Source organism: Cronobacter muytjensii ATCC 51329, assembly GCF_001277195.1.
GTDB classification, from domain to species: Bacteria; Pseudomonadota; Gammaproteobacteria; order Enterobacterales; family Enterobacteriaceae; genus Cronobacter; species Cronobacter muytjensii.
Genome location: NZ_CP012268.1, coordinates 2,959,117 through 2,978,058 on the forward strand (window position 1 = coordinate 2,959,117; position 18,942 = coordinate 2,978,058).

An 18,942-nucleotide genomic window follows, 5' to 3' on the forward strand; every position below is an offset into this window, starting at 1 on the left:
CTCATTATTAAATTAATCAACGTTCAACGGTGGCACCGGCCGCCCCTGGCGTTGGTAGAAATCCGCGACGAAGTGCTCTAATTTACCCTCTTCGATAGCCTTGCGTAAACCAGCCATTAAGCGCTGATAGTGGCGAAGGTTATGAATGGTATTGAGCCGCGCGCCCAGTATTTCGTTGCAACGGTCAAGATGATGCAAGTAGGCGCGTGAATAATTGCGACAGGTATAGCAATCACACTCAGGATCCAGCGGCCCCGTATCGCTTTTGTACTTCGCGTTGCGGATTTTCACCACGCCTTCGGTGACGAAAAGATGGCCGTTACGCGCGTTGCGCGTCGGCATTACGCAGTCGAACATATCGATGCCGCGACGTACGCCTTCGACCAGATCTTCCGGTTTGCCCACGCCCATCAGGTAGCGCGGCTTGTCCGCCGGGATCTGCGGGCAGACATGCTCCAGAATGCGGTGCATATCTTCCTTCGGCTCGCCGACAGCCAGGCCGCCGACAGCGTAGCCATCAAAGCCTATCTCTACCAGACCTTTAACCGAGATATCGCGTAAATCTTCGTAAACGCTGCCCTGAATAATACCGAACAGCGCGTTTTTGTTGCCGAGGCTGTCAAAGCGGTCACGGCTGCGTTTCGCCCAGCGCAGAGACATCTCCATGGAGCGCTTCGCGTAATCCCAGTCTGCCGGGTATGGCGTACACTCGTCGAAAATCATCACGATGTCAGAGCCGAGATCGAACTGGATCTCCATCGATTTTTCCGGGTCGAGGAAAATCGGATCGCCATTGATCGGGTTGCGGAAATGCACGCCCTGCTCGGTGATTTTACGGATATCGCCCAGGCTGAAGACCTGGAAGCCGCCGGAGTCGGTCAGGATCGGGCCTTTCCACTGCATAAAATCGTGCAGGTCGCCGTGCAGTTTCATGATCTCCTGGCCGGGACGCAGCCAGAGGTGAAAGGTATTGCCAAGGATAATCTGCGCGCCGGTGGCTTCCACTTCTTCCGGCGTCATGCCTTTAACGGTGCCGTAAGTGCCGACAGGCATAAACGCCGGGGTTTCCACCACGCCGCGATCAAATACCAGGCGGCCGCGGCGCGCGCGGCCATCGGTCGTATCAAGTTCAAATTTCACGTTTTTCTCCACATCAGAGAGACAGTCTGATGATTAATGTTGCAGGGTGAAGGCTCCCCTCACCCCGGCCCTCTCCGCTTATGGAGAGAGAAAATAGCGGTATTGCGCCGGCGCTGAATAAAATTACTCGCCCGGCCGCTCGAAAATGGCCTGCGGATTGTACGTGATATACATCGCATCGCCGTAACTAAAAAAGCGATACTCCGCTTTCACCGCTTCGCGGTAAGCGTTCATGGTGTGCTGATAACCCGCGAAGGCGGACACCAGCATAATGAGCGTGGATTCCGGCAGGTGGAAGTTTGTCACCAGCGCGTCGATCACTTTGTATTGATAGCCAGGATAGATAAAAATCTGCGTGTCGCCGAAAAACGGCGCGATAAGCGCGTCTTGCGCCGCCTGTGCCGCGCTTTCCAGCGAGCGTACCGACGTCGTGCCCACGGCGACGACTTTATTGCCGCGCGCTTTTGCGGCCAGCACCGCGTCAACCACGTCCTGCGGCACTTCCGCATATTCGGAGTGCATCACGTGATCCTCGATGCTCTCGACGCGTACCGGCTGGAACGTGCCCGCGCCGACGTGCAGCGTCACGAACGCCATCTCGATGCCTTTTTCACGCAGGCGCGCCAGCAGCGGCTCATCAAAATGCAGCCCGGCGGTCGGCGCCGCGACCGCACCCGGTTTCTCGCTGTAGACGGTCTGATAGAGTTCGCGGTCGGACTCTTCATCCGGACGTTCAATGTACGGCGGCAGCGGCATATGGCCGATGCTGTTGAGAATATCCAGCACCGGACGTTCGTCGTTAAACTGCACTTCAAACAGGGCGTCGTGGCGCGCGGTCATTGTCGCGTTTACGCTTTCATCATCGCCCAGCAGTAATTCCGCGCCCGGCTTCGGCGCTTTGGACGCGCGGATATGGGCCAGCACGCGGTGGTCATCAAGCATACGCTCCACCAGCACTTCGATCTTGCCGCCGCTCGCCTTACGGCCGAACAGGCGCGCCGGGATCACGCGGGTATTGTTAAAGACCAGCAGATCGCCGGGGTTGAGCTTATCGAGCAAATCGGTGAAAGTGCCGTGCGTGAGATCGCCCGTCGGCCCGTCGAGCGACAGCAGGCGACAGGCGCTGCGCTGAGCTTGTGGATAGTGAGCTATCAGGGATTCGGGTAATTCAAAGGAGAAATCGGTCAAACGCATGGCTGGAACTCTGACATAAAAAACAGGCGGCTAGTCTAGTGCCGGGGCGCGCTCCCTGCAACTGATAAGCCGCTTTATCTCTCTTTCTGGAAAGGATCGTTATGAATTTTCTCGCCCATCTGCACCTCGCGCATCTCGCGCAAAGTTCGCTGCCCGGAAACCTGATGGCGGACTTTGTGCGCGGCAAACCGGACGCGTTTTACCCGGCGGATGTCGTGGCGGGAATTTACATGCACCGGCGCGTGGATGTCCTCACCGATAACCTGCCGGAAGTACGCGAGGCGCGCGACTGGTTCCGCCCGGAAACCCGCCGCGTGGCGCCGGTCACGCTGGACGTCATGTGGGATCACTTCCTCTCGCGCCACTGGGCGCGCATTTCGCCCGAGGTGCCGCTAGACCAGTTCGTCGCCCATGCGCACGCGCTGATCCTGCCTGCACTGCCCGATGCGCCCGAGCGCTTCGTCAACCTTAACGAGGTTCTCTGGCGCGAGCGCTGGATGGAGCGCTACCGCGACATGGACTTTATCGCCCGCGTGCTCAACGGCATGGCGAGCCGCCGCCCGAAACTGGCGGCGCTGCGCGATTCCTGGGACGATCTCAATACCCACTACGCCGCGCTGGAGCGCCAGTTCTGGCGCTTTTATCCGCGCATGATGGAGATGGCGCGCCAGCAGACGCTCTGATTACGCCGCCTTTTCACGACGGATCTCCCGCCACAGCCGCCAGGCGAGCAGCAGCAGCCCGGCGGCTCCCGCCACCAGCACGCCCCAGATAAGCCACGTATAGAGCGCGCTGCGCTGCGCGACAGCATCTTTCGCCACCATCCGCGCATCGCCGCCTAACGTCACAGGATTGACCGCCTGCGCGTAAGGCAGCGTCTCAAGGTTGCGCTGTCCCGGCACCAGCGTTTGCAGCGCCAGCGCCTGCGGTTGCGCCGCGCCGTTGCCCCAGGCAAGCAGGAACGGGCCGTGGCCCTGGGCGTTAAACACCAGCGTTTTTTCATCGCGTTCGCCGACTACTTCCGGGAGGGCATCCCCGAAGCGCTGATTGATAGCGCGCACGCGAAGGGCGGAAATCAGCTCGCCGTGCAGCGCAATTCTGACCACAGGGCGCTCCGGCAGGCGGTAAATCACGGTACGGGTAAGCGGCTGCCAGGGCATGTTATCCGCGCGGCGATAGTCAATCTCCACCGGCACAACGGCGTTCTCCTGCGCCGGGCGCAGCGTCAGCGCATCAAACGGCTGCGGACGCGGCCAACGGTAGACCGCCGCGTTATCCGGCGCTTTCACGCCCTGAGCCGGCAGCGGTATGCGCACAGGCTGCGGATGCGGCGCCTGCCACTGCCCGGTGGCCGAAGTGAATTCGAGCGGCGCGCTGGCGTTTTTCACCACCACCAGCAGGTATTTCGCGCCGGAAAGCGCGAGCCCGTCGCTGAAATCCACCCTGTCCTGCAACAAACGTTGATCGCCGGAGGTTAAATCCATCAGCGGCGCGTCGGCCACTTCCGGCTGCCAGTCGCGCAGCGTCTCGCTGCTAAGCACATCCACCCGTGCCTGCCAGCCGTTCGCCTGCGGCGGCCACGCCAGACGCAGCTGCGTCAGCGCCTGCTCGCCCCGCCCCTCGCCGAGCGGGATAAGCCAGCTTGCGCTCAGCGTCTCGTCGGGCGGGTTTTCCATGCGGATTTGCACGCCGGACGGCGCGGTCAGCAGCATCGCCTGCGCGTCGTCGTCACGGGCGGGTTTGAGCGGCTGCGCGTCCAGCTTATAGACCGTCAGCGGCGCGCTTTGCGGCGCGGGCGCGGGCGGCGTCGTGGTTTCCATCGCGAAAGGCAGGCTCGCGCCCTGCGAATTAAATACGCGAACATCGCGCAGGTCCGGAAACGCGCTCTGCTGATACACCGCCTCCGGCAGCGTCAGCTGGTACCAGGGCGACTGCCCTTCGACGGCAAGCTCAACGCCACGCGCGTAATCCTGCGGGCTCTCGGCAGGGCCTGAGGTGTCATCACTTGCCGCACACGCGGCGGTCATCGCCCAGACGAGGGCCATCCAGTATCGTTTCATTCTGACTCTCCCTGACGGGCGTTGACCGGCTGCGCCGCTTTCGGCGGCAGCGGAGAAAAATAACCCACAATCAGCACCAGCACCGCGACGCCGATAAACGCGACGGCGCGCGCGAGCCCGCCGCCGCCAGCGCTGTCCACCAGCATCAGCTTCACAATCACCACGCCAAGCAGCCCCGCGCCGCAAAACCAGCCCTGCCGCGCGCCCTGGCGTGTGGCGCGCACCATCACCAGCAGCGCCAGCAGCATCCAGAGTAGCGCGAATGTGGTCTGCACCAGGCGCGAACCCCATAACGCGTCGGCCTGCCAGGGAATATCACCCCCCCAGGCCAGGGTGCGTAGCACCACGCCGTTGCCCCACCAGAACAGCAGCGCCAGCCAGACAAGCGGCGCCCAGGGTTCAGCCTGACGCAGCGCCGGCAACCAGAAGCGCGTGAGCAGCCGCCACCAGCTCAGCAATGCCAGCAGGGCGAAGCCCGCGCCAAGCTCCAGCGGATTGATAAACGGCAGATACGACCAGCCGATCGATACGCCGTCCAGCAGATTGCCCGTTAGCAGCACTAGCGCAAGCGCAGGCGCGAGCGGCGCCAGCCCCGGTCCGCAGTAAAGCGCAGGCCACTGCGCGCACGGCCACCACTGGCGTCGGATCGCCGCGCTCACCAGCAGCACAATAGCGGCGCTGACAGCCAGAATAATACCCGCCTGCCACGCCTCGCTGCCCCACGGCAGGCTGTCAGTAAACCACCAGGTCTCCGCGCCTGCGGCAAGCAACAACATCCAGAACAACGTCAGGTGCAGCCCCTGCTGGATACGCGCCGGCAGCGTGCCGGCATCGCGGCGCAGCAGCCAGAGCGCGCACGGCAGCGCCAGACACCAGACGAGACTGTGCCAGCCTGCCTGCACCAGCGCGCCGTCAATCACGAGATGACACAGCAGCATCAGGGCCATGCCAGGCCACAGCAGCCAGACGGCGTACGCAAGATCCGGCCACGCGGCTTTACGCGCGCCCACGCGCCACAGCACCACGGAGAGCGCGAGCAGCGCAAGCAACAGGGCAAACCCGACGGAGAAATCCGCAAACGTCCAGCGGGCGGCCTGCAAAAGCGCCAACAGCCAGAACGCAATGCCAGCGCCAAGATGCACGCGGCTCACCTGCCGCTGCGGCTCACGCCACAGCCAGCCACCGGCAAGCCAGCAGAGCGCCAGCACCGCGCAGATAAACGCCGCGTTCAGCATGGCGATGCCGTCAAGCCAGGCGTAAATCGCGCTCGCCGCCGCCAGCACCAGTAGCGCGCTGCCGCTGTAGCTCATGCGCCGCTGAGCCTGTTGCATGCCAAACCACAGCAGCCCCAGCCCTTCCAGCGCCCAGGCGAGCGCCGTCCAGCGGGCCGAAAGCGCCAGCGGGATCGCGAGCGTGACAAACGCGCCGCCGAGCGCCAGTCCGCCCATCGCCAGTATCCGCCCTTCCTGCGGGTAGCGACGCAGCGCAGCGCGCGCAAGCAGTAAATAGACCAGCCCAAAGCCGAGCGCGGAAAACGCCGGGCCGTATGTCCAGTGTCGGGTGATTGCGTACTGCATCCCGAACCCGACCAGCGGCGGCGCGAACAGCAGCACGCCGTCGACGATTTTCCTGTGCTGCTGCGCGCGTAACGACAGCGCCACACAGACCACGCCGAAGAGCAGAATATTGGCGATAAGAAAGAGCTGGCAGCTCAGCCACTCATCCGGCTGATAGCCGTTAATGCCCCACAAGCCCGCCACGCCGAAGGTAAAGAGCAGCCCGAGCAGGTTCAGCTCGCGCCAGTGCTGCCAGACGCTCACGACGGCGATGCCCACAGAAAGCAGCAGATAGAACGAAAAGAGCGCGATATGGCTGCCGCCGCCAGTGGAGAGCAACAGCGGCGCAAGATAGCCGCCGAGGCTCGCCAGCATCGCGAGGCTTAAGGCGCGTTGCAGCACCGCCAGCGCCACGCTCGCGGCGCACACGCTCAGCATCAGACTAAAGGCGAGCGGCATCGGCAACATCTGCCAGAGCCGGAACGCACCGAAAATCGTGATGTACAACGCGCCGACAGCACCGCCCTGGAGGATCAGCGCATAGAGAGGAGACTTATGCCGCAGCCGCCAGCCGAACGCCAGCAGCGCCAGCCCCGCGATGCCCGCGCCCGCGACGCGCAGCTCAAGCGGCAGCATGTCGCGCTCAACGCTGTAGCGCAGCAGGAAGGAGAGCCCTAAAAAGAGCAAAATAACGCCGATTTTGGCGAGCGGATTACCTTGCATAAACCAGCGGGCGAGCCCCGTGAATATGCCGCCGAGCGCGGCCTCGCCGCGGTTTTCCTGCACCGACTTCTCACGGCGCGGCGCGGCGTCACGCGCACGCGGTTTCGCCGCGTCACGCACCGCCTGCGACCAGACCGGCGGCGTATCAGCCACTTGCGGCGCAGGGGCCGGTTCAGGTTCAGGCGCAGGGGCCGTATCAGGTTCAGGCGCAGTGACAACAGGCACTGCGGTGGCGGGCACAGGCGCGGCCTGCGGCGCAGGCGCTACGGCGCCCGTCGCAGAGGCGTCGGCGAGACGCGCCTCCAGCGTCGCTACCCGCTCGCGCAGGTGCTGAAGTTCAGTTTCGTTACGTGCGCTGCGCTTTAGCGCCATGATAGCCAGTACCGGCACCACGACGATGCAGAAAAGCGCAATCAGAGCAGCAAATACAAAAATCTCATCCATTGATTTCAGACCCTGCGACAGAGGTGCGGCTACTTTCCCATATCTGAATGAAAAGCGGTATTCCTTTACCGCATTTCGGTACGCTTATCGCGTGCGCCAGATAACCGCCGCCCCCGCCGCCAGTCGCAGCGTCTGTTCATCCAGCGCGCCATCGCCCTCTTCATGCGTCCAGGTTTGCCCCGCAAGGAGCGGTGAGAAAGGCAGCGTCACGTCACAGGCCGCGCCGCGATTGAGCGCCACCAGCACCCGCTCCTGTCGGAAGACGCGCGCGAATACGATGACATCGCCTTTTGCGTACATCACCTGACAGCCGCCGGAACGCAGCGCCCGGCTGCGATGGCGCAGGCGCGCGAGCCGCTGATAGAGCGCCAGCAATTCACCGTCCTGGCGCGCGGGTTCCCACGGGAATGGCTGGCGACAGAACGGATCGTTACCGCCTTCCACGCCCACTTCGTCGCCATAGAAGATGCAGGGCACGCCAGGCCAGCAGAAAAGCCATACTGCCGCCGCCCGCAGGCGCGCCGGATCGCCGTTAACCAGCGTCTTAAAGCGTGCGGTATCGTGGCTGTCGAGCTGGTTAAACATCCGCAACTGCTGCTGGTGCGAGAGCGCCGCGCGGTACTCCTCCATCCATCGGATGCAGTCGGCGGCGTCGAGCCGTTGCGGTTCAAGCCCCTGATCCACACCCGCGAGAAAACTCCACAGCGGCGTGGTAAAGCCGCGGTAGTTCATCGCCGCGTCTTCGGCGTCGTTTTGCAGCCACTGGCGCGCGTCGCCAAAATGCTCGCCGAAAACAAACGCCTGCGGATCCACGGCCTTAGCCGCGCGCGTAATGCCCTCGACGTGGCGCAGGTTTTCTTTCGCCCCGCCGCGCTCGCCGAGCATATGCACCACGTCAAGCCGCCAGCCGTCAATGTTCCACGGCGCTTTCAGCCAGTGCTTCACGACGCTCTCTTCGCCTGCGTAGATCTCCTCCACTACGCCACGCTCGGCGAAATCGAGTTTCGGCAGGCTGTCATAACCGAGCCAGCAGAACGCGTGGCCGTCATCGGTGAAGCTGTACCAGTTGCGCGTCGGCGAGTCAGGGTGGTGGCACGCGCCGTCTTCGCCGTGGTTCTGGCGATCGAACCACGGGTGCGTATCGCCGGTGTGGTTAAAGACGCCGTCCAGAATCAGCCGCATTTGCGCCTCACGCGTTTTTTCGCGCAGGCGCAACAGCGCCTCATCGCCGCCAAACTGCGGGTCGACGTGGCGGTAATCGGCGGTGTCATATTTATGTACGCTTGGCGCGCAAAAGATGGGGTTGAGATAAAGCGCCGTAACGCCAAGCGCTTTCAGATAGGGCAGCTTTTCGCAGATGCCGTCGAGATCGCCGCCGTAAAACGTCGAGGCGCCCGCCTCCGCGCTTACCGGCTCGTGCCAGTCGCGCAGAATAATGTCGCGCCCCTGATCGTGGTGATAGTAAATCTTGTCCTGCTGCGCCCCACGCGGCGTGCTGCGGGCAAAGCGATCCGGGAAAATCTGATAAAACACCTGATCCTGCACCCACTGCGGGCCGTTGTCCGGCGCGTCAGTCGCGAACAGCGCCAGACGAGCAGGCGGGACTGCGCTAAAGCCGAGCGGGCTGAACCACTGTTGACGATCGCGCCAGAGCAGTTTGAAGGCGTAGCGGCGGCGCGGCTGACCGTCGCCGAGCGGAATACTCGCCTGCCACGCGCTGACCTCCGGGTGCGGCGCGGCTGACAGCCGCTTCATGGTAAACGGCGTTTCTTCGTTATCGCGCTCGTAGCGCAGCACAACGGTTTCCGGCAGCGCGTCGCCCTTGAGCCAGAGGGTAATCTGTAACGTCTCCCCCTGCTTGCGAATAAAGGGCGCGACGGGGAGATGCCAGGCATTCAACATACACTTAATCCTTAATCGACAGAAAACGGGGCGATCTTTTCACACGGGCAACCGCGCGCCTTCCTCATTCTGGATTTTATTGGGGGAGGAGACGGGAGGCGGAGAATCTCAGGTGAGCGTAGAGCGAAAACATCATCCCCGCCAGGCGGCGGGGATGAAGGGAGAAGGATTACGCGGTAAGACGGGCGTCGCGGCGGCGTTTAAACACCCAGCCGACCAGCAGCAGCGCAATCCACGCGAAACCGACGTAGAGCGAAATGCGGGTATCCGGATGATAGCCAATCAGCGCGATGATAAGCGCCAGGAAAATCAGGCCCGCGATGGTGGTCGCCACCCCGCCCGGCACTTTGAATTTCAGGGCTTTGACTTCGCCAGCGCTCAGGCGACGGCGGAAAGCCACCTGCGAGAGCAGGATCATTATCCAGACCCAGACGGTCGCAAACGTCGCGAGCGACGCAATCACCAGGAAGACGTTTTCCGGCATGATGTAGTTGAGGTACACCGCCAGCAGCATCGCGAAGCACATCACGACCACCGTCACCCACGGAATGCCGCGACGCGAGGTTTTGGCGAACACTTTCGGCGCGCTGCCCTGCTCCGCCATGCCGTGAAGCATGCGACCGACGCCGAAGACATCGCTGTTGATCGCCGACAGTGAAGCGGTCAGCACCACGAAGTTCAGGATACCCGCCGCGACGGTAATGCCCATATGCTGGAAGGTCAGGACGAACGGGCTGCCGTTGGTGCCGACTTCGTTCCATGGATAGATAGACATGATCACAAACAGCGTACCGACATAAAACACCAGAATACGCAGCGGTACGGAGTTGATGGCGCGCGGAATGGATTTCGCCGGGTCTTTCGCCTCGCCCGCCGTGATGCCGATAATCTCAATGCCGCCATAGGCGAACATCACCATCTGCAGCGCCATCACGGTGCCAATCCAGCCGTTCGCAAAGAAGCCGCCGTTGCTCCACAGGTTATGGATACCGGTCGGCTGGCCGCCGTTGCCGATGCCCCAGATAATGATGCCGATACCGGCGGCAATCATGATGATAATGGTGGCGACTTTAAAGAACGAGAACCAGAACTCCAGCTCGCCGAACACTTTGACGCTCATCAGGTTAATGGCGCAGATAATCAGCACCACGCTCAGCACCCAGACCCAGTGCGGCACCGCCGGAAACCAGACGCCCATATAGATGCCGAAAGCGGTCACGTCGGCGATGGCGACAATCAGGATTTCAAAGCAGTAGGTCCAGCCGGTGATATAACCCGCGAGCGGGCCGAGGTTATCCTGCGCATAGCGAGAGAAAGAGCTCGCCGCCGGGTTATGCACCGACATTTCGCCGAGCGCGCGCATGATGATATACGCCGCCACGCCGCCAATAATGTAGGCCAGCAGTACGCTTGGGCCTGCCATTTTGATGGCGTCCGCCGAGCCGTAAAACAGGCCGGTGCCAATCGCTGAACCCAGCGCCATAAAGCGGATGTGTCTTGTACTCAATCCGCGCTTGAGCTTGTTCTCGTTTTCCATCTTTCCAGTACCACGTCATACAATAAAAAAACCACGGAGCCAGGCCCCGTGGTTCAACAATCAACCGACGATCAGTGTGCGGTGGAAGTCACGCTCCGTCCGGCCATGCGATCCCAGACGGCCGCCGCCAGCGCAATCACGATGGTCGGCAGCAGCCAGGCCAGCCCCTGATCCGCCATCGGCAGTTTCTGAGTCCAGGCCGGAAGGATACCGCTTATCGCCGAGGCTTTCACCCCATCAATCAAACCGAACAGCAGACTGACCGCCATCGCCGGGGCGATAACACGGCTCGCATTATGCCACCAGCCGCGGGTAAAGCTCAGCACAACCAGTGCGATACACGGCGGATAGATGGCCGTCAGCACAGGAATCGAGAACTGAATCAGCTGGCTTAAGCCGAGGTTCGACACCACCATGGAGAACAGCCCCAGGATAAAGACCAGCGTGCGGTAGGAGAGCGGCAGGTATTGCGCGAAGAACTCAGCGCAGGCGCAGGTCAGGCCGACCGCGGTCACCATGCATGCCAGGAAAATCAGCGCCGCCAGCAGGAAGCTGCCCGCACCGCCGAAGGTATGCTGAACATAAGCGTGCAGGATAGCCGCGCCGTTAACGGATTGATCCACCAGCGTCGCGCTGTCAGAGCCCAGGCGGAACAGCGCCAGATAGAGCAGCGTCAGGCCCACGCCCGCCATCAGGCCTGCGAACACCGTGTAGCGCGTCAGCAGACGAGAGTCGGTAACGCCGCGCGAGCGCGCCGCGTTGACGATAACAATCCCGAACACCATTGCGCCCAGGGTATCCATCGTCAGATAGCCATTCACAAACCCGTTGGAAAACGCCGCTTTCTGGTAGGCCTCTGTCGCCACGCTGATATCGCCCGCCGGCCAGAGAATGGCCGCGACCGACAGCACCACCAGCGCGATGATTTTCAGCGGCGCCAGAAAGTTGCCCACGGTATCCAGCAGTTTGCCCGGATAGAGCGAGACCAGGATCACCAGCGCGAAATAGACCAGGCTGTAAATCAGCAGCGGCAGCGCGCCGTCGCCGGTCAGTGGCGCAATGCCCACTTCGAACGACACGGTGGCGGTACGCGGCGTCGCGAACAGCGGCCCTACCGCCAGGTAGCAGACGGTCGCCAGCAGAATACCCGCCACGCGGCCGATCGGATGGCTCAGGCTGTCAACGCCGCCGCCGACCTTCGCCAGCGCCACCACGGTCAGCACAGGCAGACCAACAGCGGTTATCAGAAAGCCGATCGCCGCCGTCCACACATGCGGACCGGCCTGCAAACCAACCATAGGAGGGAAAATGATGTTACCCGCGCCGACGAACAGCGCAAAGGTCATAAACCCCAGTGCGATAATGTCGCGCGATTTTAACTGATGGGTCATAAGATTTACTGCCTGTGGATGTGGTGTTGAAATAAATATTTTTTACCGTCAGTTGCCTGACGAAAACGCGGCTATTTCAGACGGCGACAGCGGGATATGCTTCCCGATTACGCTGGCGAAGAATTGTTTTTCAGTTTACCACGCAAAAACAGTCGGTCTGGCAATAGCAGGGGCGCAATTTAAACGCTTATAACGTTTAAAGGCAAGACGGGATCGTAAAACCAGACCTTTATGCCAGATCTAAGTTTCGGGGCAGTGATAAAATCTAATTTCCTAAAAAACCTCCGGCGATTCGCGCGAGCAAAAAAGCAACAAACGATGTAAAAAGCGCTGCAAGGTGGATAAAAAATGAATAAGGCCAGCTTATGGCTGGCCCCGGAAAGCAGACGTGACGAGTTACACTACAGAAACCGCTTTGGCAGGCGCGGCGGCAATGAGTCTTTCCGGCAGCAGAAACGAAAACGTCGTTCCTTTGCCGGGCGTACTTTCAATCTCCAGTCGCGCGTCATGATGCGTCAGCGCGTGTTTTACAATCGCGAGTCCTAACCCGCTACCGCCGGTCTGGCGCGAGCGCGCTTTGTCCACCCGGTAAAAGCGCTCCGTCAGGCGAGGAATATGCTCCGCCGCGATCCCAGGCCCGGTATCCGACACGCTAAAGCGCGCGCCATGCGGCGTGTGCTCCCAGCGCACCGTGATATGCGTGCCCGCAGGCGTATGGTTCACCGCGTTATAGACCAGGTTGGAAATCGCGCTGCGCAACTGCTCATCGTTGCCAAGCACTTTAAGCTGTGGTTCCACCTCAAACGTAAAGGTATGCTTCTGCTGGCTGAGCGTCTGCGCTTCGCGCTCCACGACACGCAGCATCATCGGCACATCGATGGTTTCGTTGAGCTGCATCGCGGGCGCCGCCTCGATTTTCGACAGCGTCAGTAGCTGTTTTACCAGGCCTTCCATCCGGTAGGTTTGCTCGCGCATGGTATGCAGCGCTTTTTCACGCAGCGGCCCTTCGAGCGTCTGCTCATGCATCATCTCAAGATAGCCCTGCAACACGGTCAGCGGCGTGCGCAACTCATGGCTGACGTTTGCAAAGAAGTTGCGTCGCGCGCCTTCGAGCTGATGCATCTGTGTGACATCGCGCGCCACCATCAGCAACTGCTCTTCACTGTATGGCATCACGCGAAACTCAAGATGACGCCCGTTATTGAGCACCAGATGCAGCGGTCGGTTGAAATCCTGGCCGCGCAGATAGCTGGTGAACTCCGGGTAGCGCAGAAGGTTAAGGATGTTCTGCCCGTTATCGTCGGGCCACCGCAGGCCAAGCAGCTGTTGCGCAAGACCGTTACACCAGAAGATGGCGCCCTCTTCCGTGGTCAGCACCACGGCGTCCGGCAGCGATTCCGCGCCGCTGCGAAAGCGTTTGATAAGATTGCCCAGCTCACGGCGACGCTTTTTATTGCGCAACTGCATCTGGTGCAGCCCGTAGAGCAGCGGCTCCCAGCTGCCGCTGCCAGGCGGCGGCGTCATGCTGCGATCCACCCACAGCCACCAGGAAAGGCGCAGCAGATTCCAGAAATGCCAGATGAGCAATCCGGTCACTGCCGCCAGTAAAAACCATGCCAGATAGCCGAATATCGCCCCGAGAACCAGCGCCGGAATACAGCTAAGCAACAGCTCCAGCACCAGTCTTTTCCATGACAGCCGTTCCAGCACGCGTCACACTCCTGTTTTGGGTTTAAAAACGGGTCGAGAACCGATAACCCGTACCGCGCACCGTTTGTACCATTCTGTCATGACCGCTATGTTCCAGCGCCTTGCGCAGGCGGCGGATATGCACATCGACAGTGCGATCTTCCACATACACATTCGTACCCCAGACGTGGTTCAGCAGCTGTTCGCGGCTGTAAACGCGCTCCGGGTGCGTCATAAAGAAGTGTAACAGTTTGAATTCCGTTGGCCCCATGTCGAGGGGATTTTCGCCGGTCATCACGCGGTGCGATGATGGATCGAGACTTAAGCCCTGCATTTCAATGACTTCATCCACCGCCATCGGGGAGATGCGGCGCATGACGGCTTTGATGCGCGCCACCAGTTCTTTCGGGGAGAACGGCTTGGTAATGTAATCATCCGCGCCCGTTTCCAGACCGCGTACGCGATCTTCTTCTTCGCCGCGCGCGGTCAGCATCACGACCGGGATCTCGCGAGTCAGCGCTTCGCGTTTGATATGTTTAATAAACTGGATCCCCGATCCGCCAGGCAGCATCCAGTCCAGCAAAATCAGATCCGGCCAGGGCTCATTGAGTTGATTCACCGCACTGTCATAATCTTCCGCTTCCACCGGCTGGAAGCCATTTTGTTCCAGTACGAAGCATACCATCTCGCGGATAGGTGCTTCATCTTCAACGACCAGAATACGTCTCGCCATGATTAGCCCTGTTAAATAAAGTAAACAGAATGTAATGCGGCGCCATTATGCGTCAGATTTATGACAGATTTATGAAAAAGATGACCGTAAGATGACCTGTCAGCGCAGGCGAAAAAACCGCGCGGCGCGACGAAACAGGACACTCGCCGTACCGGATGTTTATAATCCCCTTCTCGCTTTTTCGCCACAGGGCATCCCATGCGTATTCTGCATACCTCAGACTGGCATCTTGGTCAAAATTTTTATGCCAAAAGCCGCGCCGCCGAGCATGAAGCCTTTCTCGACTGGCTCCTCGGCGCTGCCATCGAGCATCAGGTGGACGCGATTATCGTCGCAGGCGACATTTTTGATACCGGCGCGCCGCCGAGCTATGCGCGCGAGCTCTACAACCGCTTTGTCGTCAAACTGCAGGCGACGAACTGTCCGCTTATCGTGCTGGGCGGCAACCACGATTCGGTGGCGACGCTGAATGAATCCCGCGAGCTGCTCGCCTGCCTTAACACGCAGGTGATCGCCAGCGCCCGGCTGACGCCGGAAAGTCAGGCCACCTTATTATACCGGCGCGACGGCGAGCCCGGCGCGGTGCTCTGCCCCATTCCGTTTTTGCGCCCGCGCGATGTGCTGCGCAGCCTTAGCGGCCAGTCGGGGCGCGAAAAACAGCAGCAACTGCTGGAGGCCATCAGCCAGCACTATCAACAGTGCTACGAGGCCGCCTGCCAGCTTCGCGGCGAGCGTAATCTGCCGATTATCGCCACCGGCCATCTCACGACCGTCGGCGTGACGAAAAGTGACGCGGTACGCGACATCTATATAGGCACGCTCGACGCGTTTCCGGCGGATCGCTTTCCGCCCGCCGATTACATCGCGCTTGGCCATATCCACCGCGCCCAGAAGGTCGCGGGCTGCGAGCATATCCGCTACAGCGGCTCGCCGATTGCGCTGAGCTTTGATGAAACCGGCAAAGAGAAAAGCGTGTTTCTGGTGGAGTTCGCCGACGGCAAACTGCGCGACGTCACGGCGCTCCCGGTGCCGGTCAGCCAGCCGCTGGCGGTCTTAAAAGGCAGCCTGGCGTCCATCACCGCCCAGCTCGAACAGTGGCGCGACGCGCCCGACGAGCCGAAAGTCTGGCTCGATATTGAAATTGACACCGGAGAGTTCCTGCACGACATGCACCGCCAGATAAGCCAGCTTACCGAAAGCCTGCCGGTGGAAGTCGTCCTGCTGCGTCGCAGCCGCGAGATGCGCGAGCGCGCACTTGGCACGCTCAGCACTGAAACCCTCAGCGAACTGGGCGTGGAAGAAGTGTTTGAGCGCCGCCTGGATCTGGAAGCGCTGGAAGAACCAGAGCGGGCGCGGCTGCGCACGCTGTTCGCCCGCACGCTGGAGAGCCTGCACGAGGAAGACGAGGCATGAAAATCTTAACCCTGCGGCTGAAAAACCTGAATTCACTCAAAGGCGAATGGAAAATCGACTTCACCGCCGAGCCGTTCGCCAGCAACGGACTGTTCGCCATTACCGGCCCGACCGGCGCGGGCAAAACCACGCTGCTTGACGCCATCTGCCTTGCGCTCTATCACCGCACGCCGCGTCTGAACGCGCTGTCGCAAAGCCAGAACGATTTAATGACCCGCGACACCGCCGAATGTCTGGCGGAGGTGGAGTTTGAAGTTAAAGGCGTCGCCTGGCGCGCGTTCTGGAGCCAGAGCCGCGCCCGCGGCCAGCCGGACGGCAATTTACAGGCGCCGCGCGTGGAGCTTGCGCGCTGTGACGATGGCAAAATCGTCGCCGATAAAATCAAAGACAAACTTGACCGCATCGCCGCGCTGACCGGGCTGGATTATGACCGTTTCACCCGATCGATGATGCTCTCGCAGGGGCAGTTCGCCGCGTTTCTCAACGCCGAGGCCAAAGCCCGCGCCGAACTGTTAGAAGAGCTCACCGGCACTGAAATCTACGGCCAGGTCTCCGCGCGTATTTTCGAACAGCATAAGGAAGCGCGCAGCCAGCTTGAGAAGCTCGAATCCCAGGCGCAGGGCGTGACGCTTCTGGATGACGCGCAGCGCGAAAGCCTTACCAGAGGTTTGCAGGCGCTTACTGACGATGAAAAAACGCAACTGGCGCAGCAGCGTCAGCTCCAGCAACAGCATCTGTGGCTGACGCAGCGCACCGCGCTCGCCGCCGCGCTTGAGGCGGCGCGTCAGGGCGTGGCGCGGGCGGAACAGGCATTGCAGGAGGCCGCCCCGCAGCTTGCAAAACTGGAGGCGGCGCTGCCCGCCGAAAAACTGCGTCCGGCCTGGCTGCGCTGCCAGGAGCTTGAGACCTCGCTTGCCGCGACCCAGCGCCAGCACGAAGAAGTGAGCGTTCGCTTACAGGAAAGCGCCCAGCGCCGCCGGGAGATCCGCCAGGCGGCGGCGGAACAGGCGCAGATCCGCGCAGACGACCTCGCCCGGGTCGCCCGCTGGCTCACGGAACACGACCGCTACCGCCTCTGGAGCAGCGAACTGGCGGGCTGGCGCGCCGTGCTGGCGCAGCAAAAACGCGACAGCCAACAGATACGGGCGCTTAACGACAGTCTCGCCGCCACCCGGCGCAAGCGCGACGCGCTGCCGGACGCCGGGCTTTTCCTCACCCCTGAAGATGTTGCTCAGGCGCTCTCGACGCTCAACGAACAGCGCCCGCTGCGCCAGCAACTGGCAACGCTCCAGTCGGCTTTTGCGCCGCTGATGCGCCGTAAAGCGCGCCAGCAGGAGGGCTTTGTCGCGCTGCAAACGCAAATCCAGCAGCTGGAGCAGCAGCTTGCGCAAAAGCGTCAGGATTACAAAACCAAACAGGACGAGGTGGCCCGAGCAAAAGCGGTCTGCGAGCTGGAGCAGCGCATCGCAAGTCTGGTCGAAGAGCGCGCGCGCCTGCAGCCTGGCAGCCCCTGCCCGCTCTGCGGCGCGACCGAACACCCGGCGGTGGAGGCGTATCAGGCGCTGAAACCCGACGCCAGCCGCCTGCGGCTCACGCAACTGGAGCAAGAAAAAGAACAGCTTGGCGCGGAGGGCGCGGCGCTGCGCGGCCAGCTCGACGCGCTGATAAGACAGCGCCAGCAACAGGAAAACGAAGCGACAAGCCTGCTGGAAGAGGAGCAAGCGCTCACGTCGCAGTGGCAGACGCTCTGCGCCGCCGCCGCGATCAACGCGATGCCGGGCGAGGATATCACGCCGTGGCTTGACGAGCAGACACAGCGCGAGCAGCAGTTGCAACTGCTGCGCGAACGCCAGACGCTGGAGGCGGCCATCGACAGCGCGCAGCGCCAGCTCACCGCGCTTGAAAGCGCGTATCAGACCCAGCAGGAGACACTGCGCGCCCAGCTGGCGGCATTGTCGCTGGCCGAGCCGGACCACGACGACCCGGCGCCGTGGTTCGCCGCGCGCGAAGAAGAGGCGACACGCTGGCAACAGGAGCACGATCGCCAGCAACGCCTGCGCGAGCAGCTCACGGCCTGCGAAAATCTCCTTACTCTGCTGCCGGAGGATGGCGACGCGCAGGCGGCCGCCACGCCGGTGGACGACCTGCCGCGTGCAGGCCATCAGGCTCATACGCTCTGCCTGTCGCTGGAAGCCCAGTGGCAGACGCTCGGCGCGCAGCTTGAGCAGGAGCGCGCGCGTTATCAAACCGCTTGCCGCGCGTTTGACGAGGCGCTCGCCGCCAGCCCGTTCGCGGATAAAACGGCGTTCTTCGCCGCTTTGCTGGATGACGCGACGCTGCGCGCGCTTGAGGCGTTAAAACAGCGGCTGGCGCGCGAGCGGGAGGCGCAGCAGACGCTGTTTACGCAGGCGCAACAGGCGCTGGAGCACCATCTTAACGCGCGCCCGGCCACGCTTGACGACACGGCGGATGCGCGTCAGAGCGAGGCGGCGCTGGCGCTTATCGCTGAGCGATTACGTGATAATACGACGCGTCAGGGCGAGCTGCGCCAGCAGCTGCGCCAGGATGAAGAGAACCGCGCGCGGCTCGCCTCCTTGCTCGGGCTGATTGACGAGGCGCGGCGCGAGGCCGACGAATGGGGGCAGCTCAACCATCTGGTCGGCTCCCAGAAAGGCGATAAGTTCCGTAAATTCGCCCAGGGGCTGACGCTGGATAACCTGGTGTGGCTTGCTAACAACCAGTTGACGCGTCTGCATGGCCGCTATCTGCTGAAGCGGAAGCTGAGCGAAGACCTGGAGCTTGAAGTGGTCGACACCTGGCAGGCGGACGCGGTGCGCGATACCCGTACGCTCTCCGGCGGCGAGAGTTTCCTGGTAAGCCTCGCGCTGGCGCTGGCGCTTTCGGATCTGGTCAGCCATAAAACCCGCATCGATTCGCTGTTCCTCGATGAGGGCTTCGGCACGCTGGACGCGCAGACGCTCGACACCGCGCTGGATGCCCTGGACGCGCTGAACGCCAGCGGCAAAACCATCGGCGTCATCAGCCACGTTGAGGCGATGAAAGAGCGTATTCCGGTGCAGATTAAAGTCAGGAAGATTAACGGACTCGGCGTGAGCCGGCTGGCGCGGGAGTATCAGGTCGACTGACAAAAGGGGCATTG

Annotated in this window: 12 protein-coding genes; 3 read left to right on the plus strand and 9 right to left on the minus strand. The window is 61.8% G+C overall.

Annotated features, from left to right (window positions below; genetic code table 11):
• Window positions 1-12 precede the first annotated feature (12 nt).
• Both tgt and queA read right to left on the minus strand, forming a co-directional pair.
• Window positions 13-1,140, minus strand: a complete 1,128-nt coding sequence (gene tgt, locus AFK63_RS13705) for a tRNA guanosine(34) transglycosylase Tgt (protein ID WP_004387763.1) — start codon at window positions 1,138-1,140, stop codon at window positions 13-15.
• A 123-nt stretch (window positions 1,141-1,263) separates the two neighbouring features.
• Window positions 1,264-2,334 carry a tRNA preQ1(34) S-adenosylmethionine ribosyltransferase-isomerase QueA gene (gene queA, locus AFK63_RS13710; RefSeq protein WP_038864374.1) on the minus strand — a complete coding sequence of 357 codons (1,071 nt, stop codon included), beginning with the start codon at window positions 2,332-2,334 and terminating at the stop codon, window positions 1,264-1,266.
• A 101-nt stretch (window positions 2,335-2,435) separates the two neighbouring features.
• On the opposite strand from queA, the gene acpH reads away from it, so the two are divergent.
• Window positions 2,436-3,017 (plus strand): ACP phosphodiesterase, encoded by a 582-nt coding sequence (gene acpH / locus AFK63_RS13715; RefSeq protein WP_038864376.1) that lies wholly within the window; start codon window positions 2,436-2,438, stop codon window positions 3,015-3,017.
• Here acpH and AFK63_RS13720 read toward each other — a convergent pair whose 3' ends face one another.
• From AFK63_RS13720 to phoB, 7 genes are all read right to left on the minus strand, one after another.
• Entirely contained in the window at window positions 3,018-4,394 is a 1,377-nt protein-coding gene (locus tag AFK63_RS13720; RefSeq protein ID WP_038864377.1) for a DUF3999 family protein, read from the minus strand. It abuts the gene before it with no gap.
• The gene (locus tag AFK63_RS13725) at window positions 4,391-7,117 is read right to left on the minus strand and encodes a DUF2339 domain-containing protein (protein ID WP_038864378.1); all 2,727 of its coding nucleotides are present in this window, start codon (window positions 7,115-7,117) and stop codon (window positions 4,391-4,393) included. The genes AFK63_RS13720 and AFK63_RS13725 overlap by 4 nt, the downstream gene beginning before the upstream one ends.
• Before the next feature lie 84 nt (window positions 7,118-7,201).
• Entirely contained in the window at window positions 7,202-9,019 is a 1,818-nt protein-coding gene (malZ, locus tag AFK63_RS13730; RefSeq protein ID WP_038864379.1) for a maltodextrin glucosidase, read from the minus strand.
• A gap of 169 nt (window positions 9,020-9,188) precedes the next feature.
• The gene (gene proY, locus AFK63_RS13735) at window positions 9,189-10,556 is read right to left on the minus strand and encodes a proline-specific permease ProY (protein ID WP_038864380.1); all 1,368 of its coding nucleotides are present in this window, start codon (window positions 10,554-10,556) and stop codon (window positions 9,189-9,191) included.
• A 71-nt stretch (window positions 10,557-10,627) separates the two neighbouring features.
• On the minus strand, window positions 10,628-11,947 hold the full coding sequence (brnQ, locus tag AFK63_RS13740) for a branched-chain amino acid transporter carrier protein BrnQ (RefSeq protein WP_038864381.1): 1,320 nt from the start codon (window positions 11,945-11,947) through the stop codon (window positions 10,628-10,630).
• 396 nt (window positions 11,948-12,343) lie between these two features.
• Window positions 12,344-13,657: a phosphate regulon sensor histidine kinase PhoR gene (phoR, locus tag AFK63_RS13745; protein WP_038864383.1), complete on the minus strand. Its 1,314-nt coding sequence runs from the start codon at window positions 13,655-13,657 to the stop codon at window positions 12,344-12,346.
• Between the two features lie 22 nt (window positions 13,658-13,679).
• On the minus strand, window positions 13,680-14,369 hold the full coding sequence (gene phoB, locus AFK63_RS13750; protein ID WP_007720408.1) for a phosphate response regulator transcription factor PhoB: 690 nt from the start codon (window positions 14,367-14,369) through the stop codon (window positions 13,680-13,682).
• 198 nt (window positions 14,370-14,567) lie between these two features.
• Between phoB and sbcD the strand changes: the two genes are divergently transcribed.
• The gene (gene sbcD / locus AFK63_RS13755; protein WP_038864384.1) at window positions 14,568-15,782 is read left to right on the plus strand and encodes an exonuclease subunit SbcD; all 1,215 of its coding nucleotides are present in this window, start codon (window positions 14,568-14,570) and stop codon (window positions 15,780-15,782) included.
• Complete coding sequence (gene sbcC / locus AFK63_RS13760; protein ID WP_038864385.1) at window positions 15,779-18,928, plus strand: exonuclease subunit SbcC; 3,150 nt, start codon at window positions 15,779-15,781, stop codon at window positions 18,926-18,928. The genes sbcD and sbcC overlap by 4 nt, the downstream gene beginning before the upstream one ends.
• Window positions 18,929-18,942 lie beyond the last annotated feature (14 nt).